The organism is Cupriavidus sp. CER-90, assembly GCF_057652055.1.
On record NZ_JBYGYM010000001.1, the window covers coordinates 715,466 to 738,470 of the forward strand.

Genomic DNA, 23,005 nt, shown 5'->3' on the forward strand with positions numbered 1-23,005 from the left:
TGAACCGGGCTGACCCGTTTCTTCTGCGTTTCCAAGCGTGTGCCGGTAAACTCTCGGGTTTTCGCCGGCGCGCACCCCCGCGTCCGGCGTTACCCGCGCCGGCGTTTTTTCAAAGCGCCCAACCCCAAAGAGGCGCGCCGCCATTCCACAAGAATGGGTAGAGGATAGACACCCCAATGCATGCTTCCGATAGCCAAGGCACGCTCAAGCGTGGCCTGAAGAATCGCCATATCCAGCTGATTGCGCTAGGCGGCGCCATCGGCACCGGCCTGTTCCTGGGCATTGCCCAGACCATCAAGCTGGCCGGCCCATCCGTGCTGCTGGGCTACGCGCTGGCCGGCATCGTCGCGTTCTTCATCATGCGCCAGTTGGGCGAGATGGTCGTCGACGAACCGGTGGCCGGCTCGTTCAGCTACTTCGCCAACAAGTATTGCGGCCACTTTGCCGGCTTCATGTCCGGCTGGAACTACTGGGTGCTGTACATCCTGGTCAGCATGGCCGAACTGTCGGCGGTGGGCATCTACGTCCAGTACTGGTGGCCGGGCATCCCGACATGGGTATCGGCCCTGGGCTTCTTCGTCGTCATCAACGCCATCAACCTGGCCAGCGTGAAGTCGTTCGGCGAGATGGAATTCTGGTTCTCGATCATCAAGGTCGCGGCCATTGTCGGCATGATCGGCTTTGGCGGCTACATGCTGGGCACCGGCGGCGCCGGCCCCGAAGCCGGCGTAGCCAACCTGTGGCAGCACGGGGGCTTCTTCCCGAACGGGCTGGGCGGACTGGTGATGGCGATGGCCGTGATCATGTTCTCGTTCGGCGGTCTGGAGCTGGTGGGCATTACCGCCGCCGAGGCCGACAACCCGGGCAAGAGCATTCCCAAGGCCACCAACCAGGTGATCTACCGCATCCTGATCTTCTACGTTGGCGCGCTGGCCGTGCTGCTGTCGCTGTACCCGTGGCAGAAGGTGGTCACCGGCGGCAGCCCGTTCGTGCTGATCTTCCATGCGATGAACAGCGACATCGTGGCCACGGTGCTGAATGTGGTGGTGCTGACGGCAGCGCTGTCGGTCTACAACAGCGGCGTCTACTGCAACAGCCGCATGCTGCTGGGCCTGGCGCAACAGGGCAACGCCCCGCGTGCGCTGATGAAGGTGAACCGTCGTGGCATTCCGCTGGCCGCGCTGGGCGTATCGGCCCTGGCCACCGGCCTGTGCGTGCTGGTCAACTACTTCATGCCGGGCGAAGCCTTCGAACTGCTGATGGGTCTGGTGGTGTCGGCCCTGATCATCAACTGGGCCATGATCAGCATCATTCACCTGATGTTCCGCCGCGCCAAGCGCGCCGAAGGCAAGACCACGGCGTTCCAGAGCCTGGGCTATCCGCTGACCAACTACGTGACGCTGGTCTTCCTGGCCGGCATCCTGGGGGTGATGTTCCTGACCCCGGGCCTGCGCATTTCGGTCTACCTGATTCCGGTCTGGCTGGTCATTCTTGGCGTAAGCTATCGCCTCCGGCAGAAGAGCGCCGGTTCGGCCATGCCCGCCGCGAGCGCCCAGATCCAGTAACCTGCCTGAGCGGCCCGTGCGCACACCGGGCCGCCCTCCACTGAACCCGCAAGCCAGACGCATCCCATGTTCGAACACATCGAAGCCTTTCCCGGTGACCCGATCCTCTCGCTCAACGAGGACTTCCAGCAGGACCCGCGTACCAACAAGGTCAACCTGAGCATCGGCATCTACTTTGACGACGAAGGCCGCCTGCCCGTCATGCAGGCCGTGGCCGAAGCCGAAGCCGCGCTGCTGTCGGACATGGGCCCGCGCCCCTACCTGCCGATGGCCGGCATCGCCGCCTACCGCCAGGCCGTGCAGGCGCTGGTGTTCGGCGAGGACTGTGCCGCCCGCGCCGAAGGCCGTATCGCCACGCTGCAGACACTGGGCGGCTCGGGCGCGCTGCGCGTGGGCGCCGACTTCCTGAAGCGCTATTTCCCGACGGCGGAAATGTGGATCAGCGATCCGAGCTGGGAAAACCACCGCGTGGTGTTCGAGCGCGCCGGCTTCCAGGTCAATACCTACCCGTACTACGACGCCGAAACCGGCGGCCTCAAGTTCGACGCCATGCTGGCGGCCATCGACGCCATTCCGCAGGGCGGCATCGTGCTGCTGCACGCCTGCTGCCACAACCCGACCGGCGTGGACCTGAACGAAGACCAGTGGCGCCGGGTGATCGGCGTGCTGAAGGCCCGCAAGCTGCTGCCGTTTGTCGACATGGCCTACCAGGGCTTTGGCTCGGGCCTGGATGACGACGCCTTTGCCGTGCGCGAACTGGCCCGCCAGAACGTGCCCGCGCTGGTGGCCAATTCGTTCTCGAAGAATTTCTCGCTGTACGGCGAACGCTGCGGCGGTCTCTCCGTGATCTGCCAGAGCGCCGACGAAGCCAGCCGCGTGCTGGGCCAGCTGACCGGCGCCGTGCGCGCCAACTACAGCAACCCGCCCACCCACGGCGCCCGCGTGGTGGCCCGCGTGCTGACCACGCCGGCCCTGCGCCAGAGCTGGGAAACCGAACTGGCCGCCATGTGCCAGCGCATCACGCGCATGCGCCAGGCCATCCACGACCAGCTGCGCGAGCATGTCAGCGGCGAGAAGCTGTCGCGCTACATCAAGCAGCGCGGCATGTTCACCTACACCGGCCTGTCGGCCGACCAGGTGGACCGCCTGAAGAACGAGCACGGCGTCTACGTGCTGCGCTCGGGCCGCATGTGCGTGGCCGGCCTGAACGAACGCAACGTCGGCGTGGTGGCGAACGCCATCGGCCAGGTGCTGAAGGGCTGATAGCTGGGCCGCCCCCTTCGACGCGCCTTCGCGTTTTACGCAAACAGCCACCCTCGGGTGGCTGTTTGCGTTGCCCGGACGATATCGTCCGAACCATGCCTGCCGCTCAGACCTGCGCCTGACCGCCATCGGCGGCAATTTCGGCGCCGTTGATGAAGCTCGAATCGTCGGACGCCAGGAACGTCACCACGCGGGCGATTTCCTCCGGGGCGCCCAGGCGGCCCATCGGTACCAGCGAGGCCAGGTAGCCCAGCAGCCCGTCCTGGCCCGCCTTGGTGTCGCCGCCCAGCTCGGCCAGGCCCACCGTGTGCGTGGAGCCGGGGCTCACCACGTTCACGCGGATGCCGCGATCCTTGAGGTCCAGCACCCAGCTGCGGGCCAGGCCGCGCACCGCCGCCTTCGAGGCGCTGTAGATGCTGAACGCCGGCGTGCCGGTCGATCCGGCAATCGAGCCGGTCAGGATGATGGAACCGCCCTTGCCCATCAGCGGCAGGGCCTTCTGCACCGTGAACACCACGGCGCGGACATTGCGATGGAACGTATCGTCGAAATGCTGCGCCGTGATCTCGCCCAGCGGCGCCATGGTGCCGCCGCCGGCATTGGCGAACAGCACGTCCAGCCGCCCATCGCCCTCGCGGATCGTCTTGACCAGCGCATCGAGATCGGCCTCGCGGGTCACGTCGCCCTGCACGCCCACCGCGCCATGGCCGATGGCAGCCACGGCCTTGTCCAGTTCCGCGGCGCGGCGGCCCGTCACATACACCTTCGCGCCTTCCCGGGCCAGGTCCTGTGCGGCGGCCAGGCCGATGCCGCTCGTGCCGCCAGTTACCAGGGCGATCTTGCCTTCCAGTCGCTTGCTCATGATCTGTTCCTTTCGTGTTGAAGAGTGGATGGCGCAACTGTATGCATTAATGATTCACGAATAAACATCGAGTAAATTAAATCATTATTCATCCGCATGAATAATCAGGCATACTGCGGGCGGTGTGATCGCCCTGGCCGTTTTCTGCCTTCTCCTAACCCATGGATCAACTGCAAGCCCTGCGTGTATTCATCCGCATCGCCGAATCCGGCGGTTTCAGCAAGGCCGCCGACACGCTCAACATTCCGCGCCCCACCGTCACCAAGCTGATCCAGGACCTGGAATCGCACCTGCGCATCAAGCTGTTCCAGCGGTCCACCCGCAAGGTGGTGGTGACCGACGAGGGCCAGGCGTACTACCGCCGCGCGGTCAAGCTGCTGGCCGATGTGGATGAGATGGATACGCTGTTTGCCGATGCCCGCGGCGCACCGCGCGGGCGGCTGCGCGTGGACATCGGATCATCGCTGGCCAACCTGATCCTGCTGCCCAACCTGCCGTCCTTCCGCGCGACGTATCCCGAAATCCAGCTCGAAGTCGGCGTTGGCGACCGCCATGTCGACCTGATCGGCGATGCCGTCGATTGCGTGATCCGGGGTGGCGACCTGACCGATACGTCCCTGATCGCGCGGCATGTCGCCAGCCTGGACTGGGGCACCTACGCCGCCGCGCCGTACGTTGCCGCGCGCGGCAAGCCGACGCACCCGGCCGCGCTGCAGACCGACCACGACGTGGTGGGCTACTTCTCGTCGCTCACGGGCCGCGTGATGCCGCTGCGGTTCGAGCGCGACGGCGAGCGCATCGACGTGGACGTGCGCAGCCGGCACGGCGTGTTCGTCAACGAGAGCACGGCCCACCTGACGGCCCTGGTCAGCGGCCTGGGCGTGGCACAGACCTTCGGCTTCATGGCGCGGCCACATGTGGAAACCGGCGCGCTGGTCCCACTGCTGCCTGAATGGAGCCGGCCGCTGCATCCGTTGCATATCGTGTTCCACCCGTCGAGGCACCAGAGCGCCAGGCTGCGGGCGTTTGTGGACTGGGTGGTGGCACTGTTCGCGCCGTACGACTGCACGGGCAGGCGCTAGGCCTGCGCCACGTGGCGGCCCCGCGTGGGCCGGCGTTACACTGCCGGCCATGCCCGATGACCGCCATCCCACTTCCCCACCGCCTTCGCCGCAATCCCTGACCGCCTGTTTCCGGAGCGGCGACGCCATGCGCAGCCGGCGCGTGAGCGAGGTGATCCTGTCGGATACGGTGGACATTCCCGCCCCGCCGGCGCGGCTGCTGGCGGACTGGGCGCGCGAGATTGCGTCGCGGATGACGCTGGCGCCCGGCGATGTCGAGGTCATGCCGCTGGCCCGTGCGCGGATGCGCTGGCCCGACTACGCGCGCTGCGTGCAGGCCGTGGCCGACTGGACGGCGTCGCTGGGCCTGCCCGGCCTGCTGGCCCAAAGCGATATCGCGTTGATGGTCTGCCGGGGCGCCCGGTATCACCATGACGGCGACCAGTACGGCGGCGCGGCCTTTTGCAATCTGTTCCTGAGCGACGACAAGGGACAGGACGCACATTTTCCATCGCTGGACCTGCGCATCCCCCTGCGTCGCGGCACGGTGCTGCTGTTCGATACCTGCCAGCCCCACGGCGTGGTGCCGCGCGGCGCGGACCGCTTCGATCCCGCCGATTTCCCGGCCAGCCAGGACGGACACGACAACACGCAACTGTTCCTGACCTGGGAACTGCCTATCGAAGCGGCCCGGGTGGCCCGCGCGCTACGCGTGACGTTCGACCACGACCGGGCAGCCGCGGCGCAGGTCGAGGAGGAGCAGGTGCGGCGCGATGGCCGGCGAGTCTGGGTATGCCCGGTCACCGGCCAATGGCTGCTGGCCGACCCGCAGACCTGACGGCCCCCGCTGACTTCAGATATGCGTGAACACCGCCTCCTTCGGCAGGCGGGACTTCGGCAGGCCGGCATTGAAGTCCTTTTCGCTGCGACGGCCCAGCGACACCAGCACCACGCTGGTCAGGCCGCGCTCACGCAGGTTCAGCGCCGTGTCCAGCGCGCCCGCGTCGAAGCCCTCCATCGGTGTGGCGTCGATGCCAAGCATCGCGGCACCCAGCAGCAAGCCGCCCAGCGCCAGGTAGACCTGCTTTTCCATCCATTGCGGCACGTCGCGCAGCGCGTAGCGGTGCAGGTCCACATATGAGCGGCGGCTCTTGTCCTGGCCTTCCCGGGCGCCTTCCACCTTGAACCGGCCGTCGCGTTCCTCCTGGTCCAGCACGGCGCGCAGGTGGGCTTCGTCCAGGTCGGCACGCATGCACAGCGCAATCACGTGCGACGCATCGACGATCTTCGGATGGTTGTACGAAAACGTGCCGGTGGCCGCCCTGGCGATGGTCTCGCGCCCTTCCGGCGTCGATGCCACCACGAAATGCCACGGCTGCGAGTTGACCGACGACGGGCTGTTGTGCAGCCACGCCAGTAGCATGTCCACCTGCTCCTGCGGCAGGGTCTGGCCCCCTTCGTAGGCCTTGACGGTGTGGCGGGACAGGATGGCGTCGGTGAAATTCATGAGGGGCTCCGGATCGTGGATAAGTAAATCGACTATGCGTCGCATTATCGCAGCCGCGATGCTATCGAAAAACCGGGGAAATCTGTCAGGACTTTCACTTCGAGAGTGAAAATGACCAGGGTTCCATGGTGCCCGGAGCGGCGGGCGGGGGGTGCCCGGAGGGCGATCCCCCTCTCAGCGGCCAGGAAACACCAGCCGGAACGTGGTCAGGCCGTCGGGCACCGATTCCACCTGCACCGCGCCATGGTGCAGTTCCATGATGGTCTTCACGATGGCCAGCCCGATGCCCGACGATTCCCCGGAATTGGCGCGGGCGGGATCGCCACGGAAGAACCTGTCGAACAAGCGCGGCAGGTGCTCGGGCGCGATGCCGGGCCCGTGGTTGGCCACTTCGATCACCACCGTGCCGGCTTCATGCCGGCTCCGCAGCGCAATCACCGCCGCTTCTGGCGAATGATGCACGGCGTTGGACAGCAGGTTGCCCAGCGCCCGCCGGAATAGCGTGGCATCGGCGTAGAGCCTGCCCCGCGCGTCCACCTGGATGGCGATGCCGCGCGCATCGGCCAGCAGCTCGAAATAGTCGGCCTGACGGGCGAGTTCGGACGGCAGGTCGAGTTCCACCCGGTGCATGGCCACCTGCGCATTGTCGGCGCGCGCCAGGAACAGCATGTTCTCGATCATGCGCGACAGCCGCTCGTATTCCTCGACGTTGGATGCCAGCAGCGCCTGGTATTCCTCCACAGTCCGCTCGCTCGACAGCGCCACCTGGGTCTGGCCCAGCAGGTTGCCGATCGGGGTGCGGAAATCATGGGCCAGGTCGGCCGAGAACTGCGACAGGCGCTCGTAGCGTTCGCGCAGGCGGTCGATCATGCGTTGCAGCGCGCTGGCCAGTTCGTCCAGTTCCGCCGGCAGCCGCGACGGATCGACCGGCAGCACGCCGCTGGCAAACGTCACCGACGCCGTGCCGGCCGCAATGCGCCGCAGCGGCGCCATGCCTGCGTGCAAGGCCGCATAGCCCAGCAAGCCCGCGCCGAGCGCCCCCAGGCACACGGCGATGCAGAGCTTCAGCCGATAGTCGCGCAGCAGCACCACGCGCGACGCCGCCACCTGGTAAATCTCCGCCCGCACCGTCCGCGCGCCCGCGCCCGCGCCGGTGCCGGGGCCCACGCGCGCCTGCATCGCCAGACCGCGCGCCGGTATCGCGCCCGGCGTCTCCCATGACTGGATGGCCGCTGCCGATGGCGGCGTGTCGGCGCCAATGGCGTCCACCGCCGGCATGTTGCCCGGCTGCGCGCCCGCCTGCGTCAGCAGCGCCCCATCGGGCGCCAGCAGCCGCAAGCCGAATTCCTCGTTGCCCGCGACAATGCCGCGAATCTCTTGCCACCGGCCGGCCTGGGCGTCGGCGGCCGGCAATTCGGCCAGCTCGGCGCGCGCGCGAACGGCCTTGCGCAGCAGTTCCGAATCGTCGCGCTCGATGATCTGCGTGGCCAGCGCCCGGTACAGGTACAGGCCCACGCCCGCGAAGGCGCAGCCAGCGATCAGCGCGAATGCCACCGCCAGCCGCGCGGTCAGCGAGCGGGGCAGCAGGCGGGGTTGCCGGCGCGCCGTCACGACGCGCGCAGTTCCAGCACGTAGCCGATGCCGCGCACGCTGTGGATCAGCTTGGGCGCGAAATGGTCGTCCATCTTGGCGCGCAGGCGCCGGATGGCCACATCGACCACGTTGGTGTCGCTGTCGAAATTCATGTCCCAGACATGCGATGCGATCTGCGTGCGGCTCAGCACCTCGCCGCTGCGGCGTGCGAGGAAATGGAGCAGCGCAAATTCGCGCGGCGTCAGGTCGATGCGCTGGCCGGCGCGCATCACGCGATGCCGGATCAGGTCGATTTCCAGGTCGGCCACGGCGATGCGGTCGGCCTCGCGCACCGGCCCGCGCCGCAGCAGCGTACGCACGCGCGCCAGCAGTTCCACGAACGCGAACGGCTTGGCCAGGTAGTCGTCGCCGCCCAGCTCCAGGCCGCGCACACGGTCTTCCACCTCGTCGCGCGCCGTCAGGAACAGCACGGGCGTGTCCTTGCTTTCGCGCAGCCGGCGCAGCACATCCCAGCCGTTCATGCCGGGCAGCATCACGTCAAGGATGATCAGGTCGTAGTCGTCTTCCATCGCGTGGTGCAGGCCATCGGCGCCGGTGCGCGCCAGATCCACCACAAAGGACGACTCGGCCAGCCCCTTGCGCAGGTATTCCCCCGTTTTCGGTTCGTCTTCGACCACCAGGATCTTCATCGGTCCAGTCCTCAGCCCTCGGCGGCGCCAGTCCGCCGCATTGCCAGCTGGATGGTAGCGAGCGGCGCCGCCGGTTTGGATGACAAGACTGTAATCGTTTTGACCGGAATTCACAGGGCGGCCGGTTTCTAGAATCGGCTCCGTTCCTTACGATTGCCGCGCCATCGGGCGCCGGGAGAGAAAGCATGTGGATTGTCAGGCTCGCCCTGCGCAGGCCCTATACCTTCATCGTGCTCGCCATCCTGCTGTTGCTGGGCGGCGTGGTGGCCATCCTGCGCATGCCGACCGACATCTTCCCGTCGATCGACATCCCGGTGGTCAGCGTGGTGTGGAGCTACAACGGCCTGTCCGCGCAGGACATGGCCCAGCGCATCGTCACCGGCTACGAGCGGTCGCTGACCACCGATGTCGACAACATCGAGCACATCGAGTCGCAGTCACTGCCGGGCGTGGCCGTCATCAAGGTCTTCTTCCACCCCGGCGCCGACATCAACCGTGCGATTTCGCAAGCCACGGCGGGCGCGCAATCGATCCTCAAGCAGATGCCGCCGGGCGCCACGCCGCCGCTGGTGCTGAGCTATAACGCCTCGACGGTGCCGATCCTGCGCCTGGCGCTGGGCAGCGACACGCTGCCCGAGCAGGAACTGTACGACCTGGGCAACAGCTTTATCCGCACGCAACTGGCCACGGTGCAGGGGGCGTCGGTGCCGCTGCCCTATGGCGGCAAGGTGCGCCAGGTGATGGTGGACCTGAACGTGCCGGCGCTGCAGGCGCGCGGGCTGGCGCCGCTGGACGTGGTCAACGCCATCAACGCCCAGAACCTGGTGCTGCCCGGCGGCACGGCCAAGATCGGCGCGCTCGAATACCGCGTGGACCTCAACGGCAGCACCCAGACCGTGGCCGCGCTGAACGACCTGCCGGTACGCAGCGGCCCCGACGGCACGGTTTATGTGCGCGACGTGGCGCAGGTGCACGATGGCTACGCGCCCCAGACCAACGTGGTGCGCCACGACGGCAAGCGCGCCGCGCTGCTGGAAATCGAGAAGACCGGCAGCGCGTCCACGCTGACCGTGGTGGCGCAGATCCGCGCCCTGCTGCCGCATATCCTGTCCGGCCTGCCGAAGTCGCTGCAGGTGCAGCCGCTGTCCGACCAGTCCGTGTTCGTCACCTCGGCCATCGACGGCGTGCTGCACGAGGCGCTGGTGGCCGCCTGCCTGACGGCCATGATGATCCTGCTGTTCCTGGGCAGCTGGCGCGCCACGCTGATCATCGCCATCACCATCCCGCTGTCGGTGCTGGCCGCGCTGATCGGGCTGGCGGCGCTGGGGCAGACGCTGAACATCATGACGCTGGGCGGGCTGGCGCTGGCCGTGGGCGTGCTGGTGGACGACGCCACCGTGGCCATCGAAAACATTGCCCACCACCGCGAAACGGGCAAGCCGCTGGAGCAGGCTATTCTCGACGGGTCGGGCGAGATCGCGCTGCCCACCCTGGTGTCCACGATGTGCATCTGCATCGTGTTCCTGCCGATGTTCCTGCTCAGCGGCGTGGCGCGCTACCTGTTCGTGCCGCTGGCCGAGGCGGTGGTGTTTGCGATGATGGCTTCGTACTTCCTGTCCCGCACCCTGATTCCCACGCTGGCGCACTACCTGCTGCGCGGCGAGTCGGATGCGCGGACAGCCAAACGCCCCGCAACGGGGCGGCTGGCGGGCCTGACCCGCTGGTTCGGCGCGGCCCACCGCCGCTTCGAGGCCGGCTTCGAGCGGGTGCGCGGCGCCTACGGGCGCATGCTGTCCGCCGCGCTGGCCAGGCCGCGCCGGACCATGACGATCTTCGCGCTGGCCTGCGCCGGGTCGATGACGCTGGTGCCGTTCCTGGGCCAGGACTTCTTCCCGGCCGTCGATAGCGGCGAGATCCGCCTGCATATGCGCGTTCGCACCGGCACGCGTATCGAGGAGACCGCCCGCATCACCGATCAGGTCGAAGCCGACATCCGCCGCGTGGTGGGGCCGCAGCACGTGGCGGGCATCGTCGACAATATCGGCCTGCCGGTCAGCGGCATCAACCTGACCTACGATTCGTCGCTGCCGATCGGCCCCGGCGACGCCGAGATCCTGGTGTCGCTGAAGCCTGACGCCGGCCGCTCCGGCGTGCTGGTCGAACAGCTCGACGCCACGCTGCAGAAGGACTTTCCGGGCGTCAGCTTCTCGTTCCTGCCGGCCGACATGGTCAGCCAGATCCTGAACTTCGGCCTGCCCGCGCCCATCGACATCCAGATCGTCGGCAAGGATCTGGCCGGCAACCGCAAGGTGGCAGACCAGTTGCTGCGCAAGCTGGCCGGCGTGCCGGGCCTGACCGATCTGCACCTGCAGCAGCCGGCCGACCAGCCCGCGCTGACCGTCGACGTGGACCGCACGCGGGCCCTGCAGGCCGGGTTGTCGCAGCGCGAAGTGGCGCAGAACCTGCTGATCGCGCTGTCCGGCAGCGGCCAGACCGCACCCAACTTCTGGCTCAACCCGAAGAACGGCGTCAGCTATCCGCTGGCCGTATCGGTGCCCCAGTACGCGATGGATTCGCTGCAGCGGCTCTCCAACATCCCGCTGGGGCTGGGCGCCGACACCGCGCAACAGGGCGGCGCCGGGCAACTCGGCCAGTTCGGCACCATCGCGCGCGGAAGCCAGCAAGGCGTGGTGTCGCACTACAACGTGCAGCCCGTGCTCGACCTGTTCGGCGCGGTGCGCGGCCGCGACCTCGGCGCCGTGGCCGGCGACGTGCAGCGCATCGTCGATCAGGTGCGCCCGCAACTGCCGGCCGGGTCCGACATCGTCGTGCGCGGGCAGGTGCAGACCATGCAGGCATCGTTCACGGGGCTGCTCACGGGCCTGGCCGCCGCCATCGTGCTGGTCTACCTGCTGATGGTGGTGAACTTCCAGTCGTGGCTCGATCCGCTGGCCATCGTCGGCGCCCTGCCCGTGGCGCTGGCGGGCATGGCGTGGATGCTGTTCGCCACCGACACCACCATCAGCGTGCCGGCGCTGACCGGCGCCATCATCTGCGTGGGCATCGCCACGGCCAACAGCATCCTGGTCATCAGCCATGCGCGCGACAGCCTCTTGGCAGGCAAGCCCTCCATCGACGCCGCCTGGGACGCCGGCTTCAGCCGTTTCCGGCCCGTGGCCATGACAGCGCTGGCCATGCTGTTCGGCATGGTGCCGATGGCGCTCGGCTCGGGCGGTGCCGGCGCACAGAACGCCCCGCTGGGCCGCACCGTGATCGGTGGCCTGGCCTTCGGCACCGTGGCCACGCTGGTGCTGGTGCCGGTCTTTTTCGCCGTGCTGCATGGCTGGATGGCCCGCCGCGCCCGATCCGATCACAACACGCCCCTTCAGGAGCGCCTGGCATGACCCGAACCGATCTCGATCCCAAGGCCGCCGCGCCGCGCCGCAATCCCAGGCCGGCCATGCTGGCCCTGGCCGGCGCCGCCGTGGCGCTGGCCCTGACGGCTGGCATCGTGCCGCGCTGGCAAGGCCACGCCGTCTTGCAGCAGCGCGCGCAGGCCGCACAGACGCCCATCGTCAGCGTGGTACAGCCGCGCGCCGCAGCGGCCGCGCACGACATCATCCTGCCGGCCGACGTCCGCGCCTACGAGGACGCCGCCATCCACGCGCGCGTCAACGGCTATCTGCGCCACTGGTACGCCGATATCGGCACCCCGGTCAAGGCCGGCCAGTTGCTGGCCGAGATCGACGCGCCAGAAGTGGCCGACCAGCTGCGGCAGGCACGCGCCGACGAAGCCACCGCCGCCGCCAACTACCAGTTGGCGAGCACCACGGCCAAACGCTGGCAGGACCTGCAGGCGACGAACGCCGTCGCGCAGCAGGAAACCGACCAGAAGGTGGCCGACATGAACGCCAAGGCGGCGCTGCTGGCGGCGGCGCGCTCGAATACCTCGCGGCTGGCCCAGCTTGCCAGCTACACGCAGATCCGCGCGCCATTCGACGGCGTGATTACCGCACGCAATGTCGATACCGGAGCACTGATCGATGCCGGGAGCGCGCCCGGCCAGGGTCGCGAACTGTTCCATATCTCGGCCGGCACGCGGCTGCGCGTCTATGCGCAGGTGCCGCAGGACGTGAGCGCGGCAATGGGGCCCGGCACGCAGGCCTGGCTGACGCTGCCGCAAGCGCCGGACAAACGCTACCCCGCCACGGTGGCGCGCACGGCAGGCGCCATCGATCCCGTCACACGCAGCCTGCGCGTGGAACTCGATGTCGATAGCCAGGACGGGCGCATCCTGCCCGGCGCCTACGCACAGGTGCATCTGGAGGTCGGCGCCGAGCACGCCGGCCTCGACCTGCCCGCCAATACGCTGATGTTCCCCGCCGGCGGCCCGACCGTGGCCGTGGTCGGCCCGGACAACACACTGACGATCCGCCACGTGGCGCTGGGCCGCGATTTCGGCACCCATGTGGAAGTGCTGGACGGACTGCAAGCCAGCGACCGCGTCGTGGTCAACCCCGGAGACGGCATCGTGGCCGGCATGACGGTACGCGTGGCCGCGCCGGCAAAGCGAGATCCGGCATGACGCCCACCATGAAACCGCCAATGAAGCGCACCTTCCATCGCACCTTCCACCGCACCGTCATCGTGCTGGCCTGCGTATGGCTGGCCGGCTGCGCCAGCGTGCCCTATGACGTCCCGGCGATGCCGCTGCCGACCACCTACCACGAAGCCAAGGACGGCGACGCCCATGGCGCGCAGCCGGACGACGCCATCGCGCCGGACTGGTGGCGCGCGTACGACGATGCCACGCTCGACGCCCTGCTGGCCCGCATCGACGTATCGAACCAGAGCCTGCTGAAGTCGATGGCCCTGCTGCGCGATGCCCGCGCCCAGGTGGATGCCGCCCGCGCCGACTACTTTCCGACCGTTGGCGCCACGGCCAGCGTCACGAGTACGCACCTGTCGGCCAACGTACTCGGGCACTCGCGGGCGGGAAAAACAACGCCCGACCACCTGCTGGGCCTCGGCGCCAGTTGGGAACCCGACCTGTTCGGACGCATCGGCAACAACGTCGATGCCGCAAAAGCCCGCCTGCAGGCCAGCGCCGACGACGTGGCCGCGGTCCGCCTGAGTCTGCAGGCCGAAGCCGCGATCGACTACTTCGGCATCCGCTCGCTGGACCGCGAAGCCGCATTGCTTCAGCAGACCGTGGACGCCTACGCGTCGGTGCTGCAACTGGTGACCAACCGCTACAAGGGCGGCATCGCCGCCGAAGGCGATGTCGCGCAGGCGCAGGCTCAGTTGGAAAGCACACGGGCGCAACTGGCCGACCTGCAACTGGCCCGTACCCAGCTGCTGCATGCACTGGCCACGCTGGTGGGCGAACCCGCCAGCACGTTTGCGCTGCCGGCACTGCCCGCCGACGCCGCAAACAGCGCCGGCACCGCAAGCGCCGATATCGCCCTGCCCGCCACCCCGGCCGCCGTACCAGCCACCCTGCTGCAGCGCCGCCCCGACATCGCGGCCGCCGAACGCCGCGTCGCCGCCGCCAACGCGCAGATCGGCGTGGCCCGCGCGGCCTTCTTCCCGACGCTGATGCTGAACCTGAACGGCGGACTGGAAAGCTCCGGACTGGCCGGCTGGCTGACCGCGCCAAGCCGCTTCTGGGCCGTCGGCCCCGCGCTGGCCGCCACGATATTCGACGGCGGCAAGCGCCAGGCGGGCGTGGACAGCGCCCGCGCCCAGTTCGACGCCAGCGCCGCCGACTACCGCGACACGGTGCTCAAGGCCGTACAGGACGTGGAAGACAACTACGCCGCGCTACGGCTGCTGGACCATGAAGCCGCCAGCCAGCAAGCCGCCGTCACCGCATCCCGCCGCGCCCTGCAACAGGCCACCGACCGCTACCGCAAGGGCGCCGCCGCCTACCTCGACGTCAACATCGTGCAAGCCGCCGCCCTGACCGACGCCCGCGCGCTGGAAGCCGTGCACCGGAGGCAGCTAACGGCAAGCGTGTCGCTGTTCCGGGCGTTGGGTGGGGGGTGGGAAGGCGCGGGCGCTGGACTCCAGTAGAACTGGTTGTTTCTCACCCGATTACTTCGGAGCAGCATCATCAACCATGCAAAGCGCTTAAGCTGCCACGCCGAAAATCCCGAAAATCCCGAAAATCACGCTAATAATTACGCTGTTCATATATACGCCGCCAACCAAGTAGCCTTGTGCCTTCTAGCGGCTTTCCATGAACATTATCATTCAGTCCAGATCTTCGCGATCTTCCGCCTGAGCGAAGTGGCGTCCTTGTATTCGAAAACGACTGACTCTCCATTTTTCCATTCGCCATCCCAGCCCTCTGGAAATTTACTCATCAGCGTACAATCTTTCACAAAGGCTTCGGCGTCGGTCAATTCAATACGGCGATAAATGAATACACGATAGTAATCGCCTGAGAAATCCGCGGCGCGCGAACTGACCCGCCACCTCACCAACACCACTATTCCTTTGCGGTTCCAGATAATCGCATCCACCACCTCAGGAGAACCGCCATTTATTTCATATCTATCGATAAGCAACCGTTGATCGTCACATTGCCAAACGGGAAAAAGAAAAAAAGGAGGCACGTCGCCCGAACCCTTCTTCTGATCGAGATACTCTCGCTCAAAGACGACCGAGCACCCTGGGTGCAAGGCACTTCCGTCGATAGGCGCATGGCTAGCTGCATCGCCGATTGCAGGCTTGGATATAATTAAAATTACAGCAACACCTACCCATTTAAGATACCGCAGCGGTCCGCTCACCGTCCATTCCCCTTCGCCGGTGATGCAACCGAGTTATCAAAAACAGTAATCACTTAAGATCTCCGGGGTGTCACTTCGCGATTCCCCATAAAAGTTTCTCGACCACTTCCTGCCGAAGCATGGCCGCGTCGAGCTTCGAAAATGATTCACCCGATCAGTCACATCCTTGATATTGGGAGATGCTTTGGAAAATTTCGTCGCCCGTATCGGCCAGCGTATTGACGACAAGCATCATTCTGTTTTTTTCCACAGCCAACCACAGGGCCCTAACTCCACGCCCGAACACGCGATCATCTCTGGGCGGCCCTTGCAGCGCAAATCATATGATTCACATGGAAGCGCATGGGATGCTTTATATGGCGTCCAGCCGGCCGAGATTAGTTGTTGCCGCACTTTCGAGTATTTTTCGCCAACCCTCATCTCTGGATAATCGCGAATTTTTTCGACCGTACAGGTAGCTCCCGCATTAACATGCAAGAAGCATAAAGAAACAAGAAAAATTGATCGCATCAAAACCCTCCATTGGTGCCAGCATGTTGACAACATTGCTGCTTTCACAGCAGATCAAAATCTCATCAAGATCACCGCTCCAACCACATTTTCATTATTTCAATGAACGAATTTCGTGATAAACCCCGATGCTATTAAATCGATTGGCAAGCGTGTCAACGATGAGTATCATTCTATTTTTCTTCCAGAGCCAGGCGCAGGGGCCCATCCCAACACCAGAACATGCAAGCATTTCCGGACGATTCGCGCAGCGTTTATCGTCGATTTCACATGGAAGCGCATTAGGAGCGCGATACGGTCATCCCGAGGAAAGTAGTTTTTGGCGCACATTGGAATATGCTTGATCAATCGCGATGTGGGGCACGACTCGAATCGGCTCGATCTCACATTCTGCGTAGATTTCCGTTTGAAACACGATCGCCAATATCGAAATGAGCTTTCTTTTCATCGGAGATTTTTCCTGACTTCAATATGGCGAGATCTCGTCAAAGCGCCATAGCCAAATCTATTCCGATGGCAAGCACTCGCGATAAACGCCGACGCCTGTAAATCGCTCATCCTCTACTTCGTAAATCGTACCTACCACTATAAATACCTTATTTTTCTGCCACAGCCACGCGCACGGCGCCAACTGAACTCCGGAACAGGCGAGCATTTCCGGTCGATCTTTGCATCGTTCGTCTTCGGCCGCACAGGGCAGCGCTTCAGGAGATCGATATGGCGTCCACCCCGCCGAAAGTAGTTTTTCGCGGACTGATGAGTAATTTTCCTGCTGCATGAACTGAGGCAAAGTTGGGGGAGTACTATCGATGACGCAGTCGGTCGCGCGGGGACACCGAACAGTCCGATGGTTACGCAAATCATGAACTTTCTTTTCATATGCGCACCTACTCTTTCCAATACTCTGATATCTCTTCTAATATCTCACGTAACATTTTTGTGGACTCCGGATTGGCAAAGTTCGGCGGCTCATCGTAGTAGGATTGGTTTCCGTCAGAGACGGCCTTCCTCAATCGTACTCGCCCCTTTGGCGTCGCAATAGAAGCCCACTCCTGTGACGCCCCATATTGCGCCTCATCGGCGGATCCAACCCCGCGCTTTATAAAGTTCGCCAGCTTTCCTTTACCCGCCTTCTCAATGAGAAACTCCCTGAAAAAGTACTCCTGCGTCTCAGCATCGAATATTTCATCTCCAGTCAACTTCAATGCAGCTTTTCCTTGCGTCAGAGTTGTTTCTATCACCTGATATTTTCCTGCCGCAAATATTCTATCTGTATCTGTTGGATGTAGTTTAGCCGCCTCGAGTATGGCGTTGATCGATTTCTTGGTTATCGTGCCTTCGGGCGGATTTACGAACGAGTGAACCACTTTGTGGTTGATAGTGCCGGTGTTGTAAGACTCATAATTTCCTTCCCCGTGCGCGATAACATCGCCGATTCTTCGGATGAAATCATGCACACGCATATCCACGAAGAAATTCCCAACCACCCCCACCGGATGCATATGAAACACCGCCGGACCAGGTAAATCAGGCAGTCTCGCCTTGACCTCTTCCCACCACACCAGTTTCTCGATACGCCGTAGCTCGGCTGCGTATTGGGCATTCGCACCCGTTTCCTTTTCGAGTTCCGCGGTCAGCGATTTCCATTTGGACGGGTTGGCCCATTCGCTTTCGTGCCGAATAATCAGGCGCGACGCGCGCAGTGACTGCCATCTGTCTTTCGCGGCCACGCATAGTTCGTCGATGGCGCGGTCGCCGTTACTGCCAGGGCAAATTGCCTGATAGACGCTTTTCATTAGCGGACTAAGTTTGTCCAGCGCAGCGGCGGCCGGCATGTCCTTGTCGCAGGCATAGTCGACGTACGCTTTTGATTTGGCGCATAGCGTATGGGCGGGGTCATGCGCACCCTCGATGGTCTGGAAGTCCACCCAACCCTGCGGATACTCGCGCGTGACGCGACCGCCCGCGAAATTCTGTTCTCGTACCCAGCCACTGATTTCGTTGCCGAGCATATTGGCGCTGTGCACTTTCCACCAGTTCAGCTTCAGGTTGTCCGCGCCTGGGCTGGTCTCCTTGAACTTGTGTTCCTTTCGCCGGGCCAGTTCCGCTAACGACAGCATTAGGACGACATCGGTGCGCGGAGCGTCCTTTCCCTCCTGATGGGCCGCCTTGTAGAGCTTTGTTCGCGTGTCGATACGCAGCAGGGTGGGTTCGGCAGGCAACCCAAGTGCCTTCCAGCGCGCGGTGTGCGGCGAGTGTTCCTGGATCCAGGCTCGGCTCGTCTGCAGGAATACCTTGATTTCGTCGCCACAGAAGATCTCGATATGGACCATTCGGGTCGGCACTGCGTTGCTGAGCGAGTCATACCGGCCGAGGTGGCCGAGCAACTGGCCCGCTTTGACCTTGATCGGTTTTGGAGGAACGACTACGCAGTCGAGCGCGGTGTCGGGTATGAATTCCTCGACCACCTGTCCACCATGCTCGCGCCCAAGAAATACCCAGCCGCCGACCGCAGTATCGGGCGCCACGAAGTCTCCAACGCGGGCCGGAATCGGCGGGCCGCTGCGTGCGATCTTTCCCCAATTGCCAGTGCGCTCGCTGATGCTGAACTGTGTGCCCTGCGGCAGGATGCCAAGCGCTGTGCCGCCGGCCCGTGCGGACCGCACGCGCAGGCCCTTCTGCTTGGCGGGCGCAGCGCGCAGGCCGGGCCTGGCGCGTTGCTGATCCCGGGCGAACGTCGTGACCTTGAACTCCGGTGACCAATGGGCCGGGCGGGACAACGCCTTCCTGTCCTCGTAGCCAGCCAGGTCCTGCAGGTCCATGTACAGGCTGTAGAAGGTCAGCCAGGTCCCGCGTGGAAACTCCATCTTGTGGCGCACCAGGGCGAAACCCGTGCTGTAGCAAGCCTGGATGGCGGACTGCTGGCCCTTGCCGGGAAGTTCTGTCACCGGACAGGTTCGATCCAGTCGCCACGCGACGACCTCGCCGTCGGCCATCGCCAGCACACCACCGATCAGGTCGAGGAACTGGCCAGCGCCAGCTTCGGTGATATGGATGCCGCCGTGCCACATGCCGTGGGCGCTGACGGCAAAGGCGCCACCGGGCTCGAGTCGGAGCAGGCGGTGGAACTCGTGCTCGTCGGTGATCTCGACGCCGGGCCCGCCTTCTTTTGCAGCCTTTTTTCGGAGGGGGAAGGTAAAGCGGAGGGGTTTCAGTGGGCGCTGCGGCTTGTTGGGTACGCCGGTCGACTTCATGGCCGCCCACTCCGGCACACACTGGGCAATACTGGACAACAGACGCAAAGGCCGATCAAAAGCCCTGCCCGGCCGGGACGCTCGGCCTCGAATTCGTTTGCTGACATGGGATCGTTGCAACGCACGTGACTGTGCGTCGCACGCTACCCGTGTTCGTCTCTTCGCAAAACAGAAAAAACCATTCCATCTGGCGTATCGCAAATGATCGCCAGCTTTCCCGAAAGATCGTGGATTACCGATGTCCGAAAGGAGCGAATGGTGCGCTAAGCGCATCGCCTGGCGCAGAGCATCTGCCTACCCCCCGTTCCGCGCCGAATCGATGAGGCCCAGCGCCTCGGCCTTGAGCACGAAATCGGCCAGCGAGCGGGCGCCCATTTTCTTCATCGCCTGGGCGCGGTGGATCTTGATGGTGATTTCGCTGAGCGTCAGTTCGGCGGCAATCTGCTTGTTCAGCAGGCCGCGTACCACGTAGGCCATGACCTCTTTTTCGCGGGGGGTCAGTTCGTCGTAGCGTTGGCGCAGGCCGGCGTCGCGCGTGTCGGTCTGGCGTCGGGCGGCGTCGCGGGTCAGGGCGCTTTCGACGGCGTCCAGCATGTCCTGGTCGCGGAACGGTTTGGCCAGGAAATCCATCGCGCCGGCCTTCATGGCCTTGACCGACATGGCGATGTCGCCGTGGGCCGTCATGAAGATGATCGGGATCGGCATCTTGCTGGCGGCGAACTGTTCCTGCACCGCCAGGCCGCTCTGGCCCTTCAGCCGGACGTCGAGGATCAGGCAGCTGGGGATGTCAGGCCGGGGCGCCGCAAGAAAATCGGTGGCCGAGGCGAAGGTCTCGACCTGGTAGCCGACCGAGCGCAGCAGCATCGACACCGCACGGCGCATGGACTCGTCGTCGTCCACCACGTAGACCACCGACACCCCTTCTCCGGACGGGATCGCTGTATTCATGGATTCACATTTGTTCCGGGTGCGGTCCCGGGGCGCGGCGCAAGCGCGCCGGACGCAACATCTTCCAGGAACCGCTGGACCGCCGCGCCATCGACAGGTTTGCACAGACATGCCTGCGCGCCAGCACGCAAGGCTTCGCGGCGAATGGCATCGGTGCAGAACGCGGTGATGAATATTACCGGAACCTGGCTGCCCTGCGCGTTCAGGGTGCGCAGCATCTCCAGCCCGCTGATCCTGGGCATCTGGACATCGGACAGGATGCAATGCGCCTCCGCCGCCCCGCCAGCCTCCAGAAAGACCTGAGCCGATGCGTAAGTGCGCGCCTCCCAGCCCAGCGAACGGACCAGCCGGGAAGTCGCCGCGCGAATGGAATCGTCGTCGTCGATGATGGCGACAACCAGTTTCTTGGCCAAGGCCGGTACCTCACAACAATCTTATGGCGTAATGGTAGCGGCCCGCATCGGCGGCCAACACTATGCCTTCGTATAGGCGTCGGCCCGCCGCGACACGGCGGTCGCGCCACGCGACCGCACCTTTTTTCGGATGGCACTACCGGATGGCGGGACCGTCCCTATCCGCGCGATTCGCCCCTATCCGGTGCATGACGCTGGCCCAGCCTATACCTTCGTTTAACACCGCCCCACCTACTCGGCAATTGTGGGCATCCGTCCCCGGCTCCTAGCATTCCAGTCAGCCTCAGACTGCTTCCAACCCGGAGCCCCGCCATGAAAGATGTAGCGACCACCGTCCTCGACGCCCCTGACACCGCTTGCGCCGCGCCTGCCAGGGCAGCGCCCCAGCTGCGCGTGGCCGCCGCGCAGGCGCCCGGATTCGTCCAGTGCGAAACCCGCTGGCGCCACGCGCCCGAGGCCGTGGCCACGCCCGGCCACCGTGACGCGATCGTGGTGTCGCGCTGGACCTGCGACGGCGAGCCGCCCGACATGGTGTCGCACGCCGGCGATCCCACCCGGCACTGCATCGCCATCAACCTGCGGTCCAGCTCGATCCGCTTCCTGTGCGGCGGCATGCCGGTGTTTGACGGACGACTGGGTGCCGGGGCGGTCCACGTGACCGCGCCGGGCACCGCCACCAGCGCCGTGTACGCATCGGCCAGCGACGTGCTTCACCTGTTCGTGCCCCAATCGGTGCTGGCGGCCTGCTATGCCGACCAGTTCGGCCACGACCACGACGGCGAATTGCGGCTCGACGATCCGTTCTTCCATGCCGACCCGGCGCTGGAACGCCTTGGCCAGGCCCTGGCGGTGGCGCATTCGCAGGACCCGGGCCTGGGCCGCATCTTTGCCGACAGCGTGGCGCTGGCCATCGTGGCGCGCGTGGTGGCCAATCATTTCCAGCGCGTTGCGTCGAACACGCGCGCGGTGACCACGCTGCCCCAATGGCGTCTGCGCCGCGCCATCGCGTTCATCGACGCGAACCTGTCCGCGCCCATCGGGCTGGCCGATATCGCGCGCAGCACCGGGCTCACGCGCATGTACTTTGCCGCCCAGTTCCGGCGCACCACGGGCATGCGCCCGCACGAATACCTGGTGCGCCGCCGTATCGAACACGCGCAGGATCTGCTGCGTGGCGGCGACGGCAGCGTGCTGGAAGTGGCCATGCGCTGCGGATTCCGCTCGCAAGCCCATTTCACCACTGTCTTCAAGCGTTTCGTCGGCGACACGCCGCACTGCTGGCGCGTCAAGGTCACCGCTACGTCCGGGAGCGCCCATGGCTGAAACCCTGTACCCCGCATCCGCTGACACCCGCGATCTGGCGGACGTGCGCGACAGCGCCTGCGACACGTGGCTGCGCACCATCGCGCTGCTGGATCCGAAGCGCCAGACGCTGGCGTCCCCGACCTACACGGCCGAGGACAACGCGCTGCGCGCGCATGCCCCGATCGTCAGCATCATCGAACGGCCCAGCGGCGCCCTGGCAGTCGTGAGCTGGCGCGACGCCACGCACTGCCGCTACGGGGCGCAGGTCTGGACCCTCGGCTCGGCCCGCGACACCGGCGTCTGCGCATTGTCCGGCCAGCCCATCGACAAGAGCGACCTGGTGTTTCGCCCGCAGCGTTCGCGCCCGCCCGCGCTCAATGCCGACGCGATGATCCTGGCCTCGGCCATGGACAGCGCCGGCGTGGCCCTTGCGCCCGCGCTGGACGACGCGCAACCCACCATCGCCTACCGATCCAACGCCAGGTAACGCGCCATGTTGTTGCGCGGCATGGTAGCCGTCAGACATGCATGCGGCACCGCCTGGCCATGACAAAAGCCCTCTCCAGCGGAGAGGGCTTTGGCGTTGGGCGGCGGCAACGTTACCTGACCGACTCCGCCAGGAACCACGCGCGGCGTTGCGCTTCGTCGATCCAGTTTTCGAGCAGGCTGGCCGTGGCCACGTCGGCGTGGTCGTCGCATACCGCGTGGGCATCGAGCATGGCTTCGACCAGCGTGAGGTTGTCGGCATGCAGTTCACGCAGCATGGCCTTGGGCGAGACGTCCTCGGCGTCGTTGTCGCGCACGCGCTGGAGCCGTGCGATGGCGCCGATCGAGCGCAGCGTCGTGCCGCCGAGCTTGCGCACACGCTCGGCCACGTCGTCGGTCATCGCGAAGATCTGGGTGGCCTGCTCGTCCAGCATCAGGTGGTAGTCGCGGAAGTGCGGGCCGGACATGTGCCAGTGGAAGTTCTTGGTCTTCAGGTACAGCGCGAAGACGTCGGCCAGCAGCCGGTTCAGGTGATCCGAGATTTCGGTGACGGCCAGGCCGGGATCGTCAAGCTGGGTAATGGTCATGATGGGCTCCAGTAAGACATGACAAAGGGCTATGCGCCCCGATTCTGTGCACTCGCGGGCGCCTGCGGCGCGGGCGGGTGTCCATCTCGACTGTGCACCTGCGGCGCAGACGCGGATTGTCCCCAGATCAACCGCTTGCAAAAACGCACCCATGGTTCGGAAGGG

The 23,005-nt window shown here is 65.2% G+C and carries 18 protein-coding genes; 9 read left to right on the forward strand and 9 right to left on the reverse strand.

Features of this window, described 5'->3' with window-relative positions:
- Window positions 1–176: 176 nt before the first annotated feature.
- Window positions 177–1,565 carry an amino acid permease gene (locus AC24R4_RS03195; protein ID WP_400395318.1) on the forward strand — a complete coding sequence of 463 codons (1,389 nt, stop codon included), beginning with the start codon at window positions 177–179 and terminating at the stop codon, window positions 1,563–1,565.
- 66 nt (window positions 1,566–1,631) lie between these two features.
- Window positions 1,632–2,828, forward strand: coding sequence for an amino acid aminotransferase (locus AC24R4_RS03200; RefSeq protein WP_400395320.1), 1,197 nt, complete (start codon window positions 1,632–1,634; stop codon window positions 2,826–2,828).
- Between the two features lie 106 nt (window positions 2,829–2,934).
- Here the strand turns inward: AC24R4_RS03200 and AC24R4_RS03205 are convergent, their stop codons facing one another.
- Complete coding sequence (locus AC24R4_RS03205; RefSeq protein WP_487522207.1) at window positions 2,935–3,690, reverse strand: SDR family NAD(P)-dependent oxidoreductase; 756 nt, start codon at window positions 3,688–3,690, stop codon at window positions 2,935–2,937.
- 161 nt (window positions 3,691–3,851) lie between these two features.
- Between AC24R4_RS03205 and AC24R4_RS03210 the strand changes: the two genes are divergently transcribed.
- Window positions 3,852–4,772: a LysR family transcriptional regulator gene (locus AC24R4_RS03210; protein WP_487522208.1), complete on the forward strand. Its 921-nt coding sequence runs from the start codon at window positions 3,852–3,854 to the stop codon at window positions 4,770–4,772.
- Window positions 4,773–4,899: 127 nt separating this feature from the next.
- Window positions 4,900–5,589, forward strand: coding sequence for a hypothetical protein (locus AC24R4_RS03215; protein ID WP_487522209.1), 690 nt, complete (start codon window positions 4,900–4,902; stop codon window positions 5,587–5,589).
- A gap of 15 nt (window positions 5,590–5,604) precedes the next feature.
- Here the strand turns inward: AC24R4_RS03215 and nfsB are convergent, their stop codons facing one another.
- From nfsB to AC24R4_RS03230, 3 genes are all read right to left on the reverse strand, one after another.
- Entirely contained in the window at window positions 5,605–6,258 is a 654-nt protein-coding gene (gene nfsB, locus AC24R4_RS03220; RefSeq protein WP_487522210.1) for an oxygen-insensitive NAD(P)H nitroreductase, read from the reverse strand.
- Window positions 6,259–6,432: 174 nt separating this feature from the next.
- Window positions 6,433–7,869 (reverse strand): heavy metal sensor histidine kinase, encoded by a 1,437-nt coding sequence (locus AC24R4_RS03225; protein WP_487522211.1) that lies wholly within the window; start codon window positions 7,867–7,869, stop codon window positions 6,433–6,435.
- Window positions 7,866–8,540, reverse strand: a complete 675-nt coding sequence (locus tag AC24R4_RS03230) for a heavy metal response regulator transcription factor (protein ID WP_400394420.1) — start codon at window positions 8,538–8,540, stop codon at window positions 7,866–7,868. The genes AC24R4_RS03225 and AC24R4_RS03230 overlap by 4 nt, the downstream gene beginning before the upstream one ends.
- Window positions 8,541–8,725: 185 nt before the next feature.
- Between AC24R4_RS03230 and AC24R4_RS03235 the strand changes: the two genes are divergently transcribed.
- The 3 genes from AC24R4_RS03235 to AC24R4_RS03245 are packed head-to-tail and all read left to right on the forward strand — an operon-like array spanning window position 8,726 to window position 14,615.
- Window positions 8,726–11,944 carry an efflux RND transporter permease subunit gene (locus AC24R4_RS03235; RefSeq protein WP_400394421.1) on the forward strand — a complete coding sequence of 1,073 codons (3,219 nt, stop codon included), beginning with the start codon at window positions 8,726–8,728 and terminating at the stop codon, window positions 11,942–11,944.
- Complete coding sequence (locus AC24R4_RS03240; RefSeq protein ID WP_400394423.1) at window positions 11,941–13,125, forward strand: efflux RND transporter periplasmic adaptor subunit; 1,185 nt, start codon at window positions 11,941–11,943, stop codon at window positions 13,123–13,125. The genes AC24R4_RS03235 and AC24R4_RS03240 overlap by 4 nt, the downstream gene beginning before the upstream one ends.
- Window positions 13,126–13,145: 20 nt before the next feature.
- Entirely contained in the window at window positions 13,146–14,615 is a 1,470-nt protein-coding gene (locus AC24R4_RS03245) for an efflux transporter outer membrane subunit (protein WP_487522212.1), read from the forward strand.
- A gap of 176 nt (window positions 14,616–14,791) precedes the next feature.
- Here AC24R4_RS03245 and AC24R4_RS03250 read toward each other — a convergent pair whose 3' ends face one another.
- The 4 genes from AC24R4_RS03250 to AC24R4_RS03265 form a co-directional block, all read right to left on the reverse strand.
- Window positions 14,792–15,337 (reverse strand): hypothetical protein, encoded by a 546-nt coding sequence (locus AC24R4_RS03250; RefSeq protein ID WP_487522213.1) that lies wholly within the window; start codon window positions 15,335–15,337, stop codon window positions 14,792–14,794.
- 1,397 nt (window positions 15,338–16,734) lie between these two features.
- A complete protein-coding gene (locus tag AC24R4_RS03255) occupies window positions 16,735–19,101 on the reverse strand; it encodes a chitinase (protein WP_487522214.1) in 2,367 nt (788 codons plus the stop codon).
- 294 nt (window positions 19,102–19,395) lie between these two features.
- Entirely contained in the window at window positions 19,396–20,049 is a 654-nt protein-coding gene (locus AC24R4_RS03260) for a response regulator transcription factor (protein WP_400397505.1), read from the reverse strand.
- Window positions 20,046–20,462, reverse strand: coding sequence for a response regulator transcription factor (locus AC24R4_RS03265; RefSeq protein ID WP_400397502.1), 417 nt, complete (start codon window positions 20,460–20,462; stop codon window positions 20,046–20,048). Before AC24R4_RS03265 ends, AC24R4_RS03260 begins: the two co-directional genes overlap by 4 nt.
- Before the next feature lie 312 nt (window positions 20,463–20,774).
- Here AC24R4_RS03265 and AC24R4_RS03270 point away from each other — a divergent pair, with 312 nt between their 5' ends.
- Window positions 20,775–21,785, forward strand: coding sequence for a helix-turn-helix transcriptional regulator (locus AC24R4_RS03270; protein ID WP_487522215.1), 1,011 nt, complete (start codon window positions 20,775–20,777; stop codon window positions 21,783–21,785).
- Window positions 21,778–22,254 (forward strand): DUF3331 domain-containing protein, encoded by a 477-nt coding sequence (locus AC24R4_RS03275; protein WP_400397614.1) that lies wholly within the window; start codon window positions 21,778–21,780, stop codon window positions 22,252–22,254. The genes AC24R4_RS03270 and AC24R4_RS03275 overlap by 8 nt, the downstream gene beginning before the upstream one ends.
- A 112-nt stretch (window positions 22,255–22,366) precedes the next feature.
- On the opposite strand, the gene AC24R4_RS03280 is transcribed toward AC24R4_RS03275, so the two are convergent.
- The gene (locus AC24R4_RS03280; RefSeq protein WP_487522216.1) at window positions 22,367–22,840 is read right to left on the reverse strand and encodes a Dps family protein; all 474 of its coding nucleotides are present in this window, start codon (window positions 22,838–22,840) and stop codon (window positions 22,367–22,369) included.
- Between the last annotated feature and the right edge of the window lie 165 nt (window positions 22,841–23,005).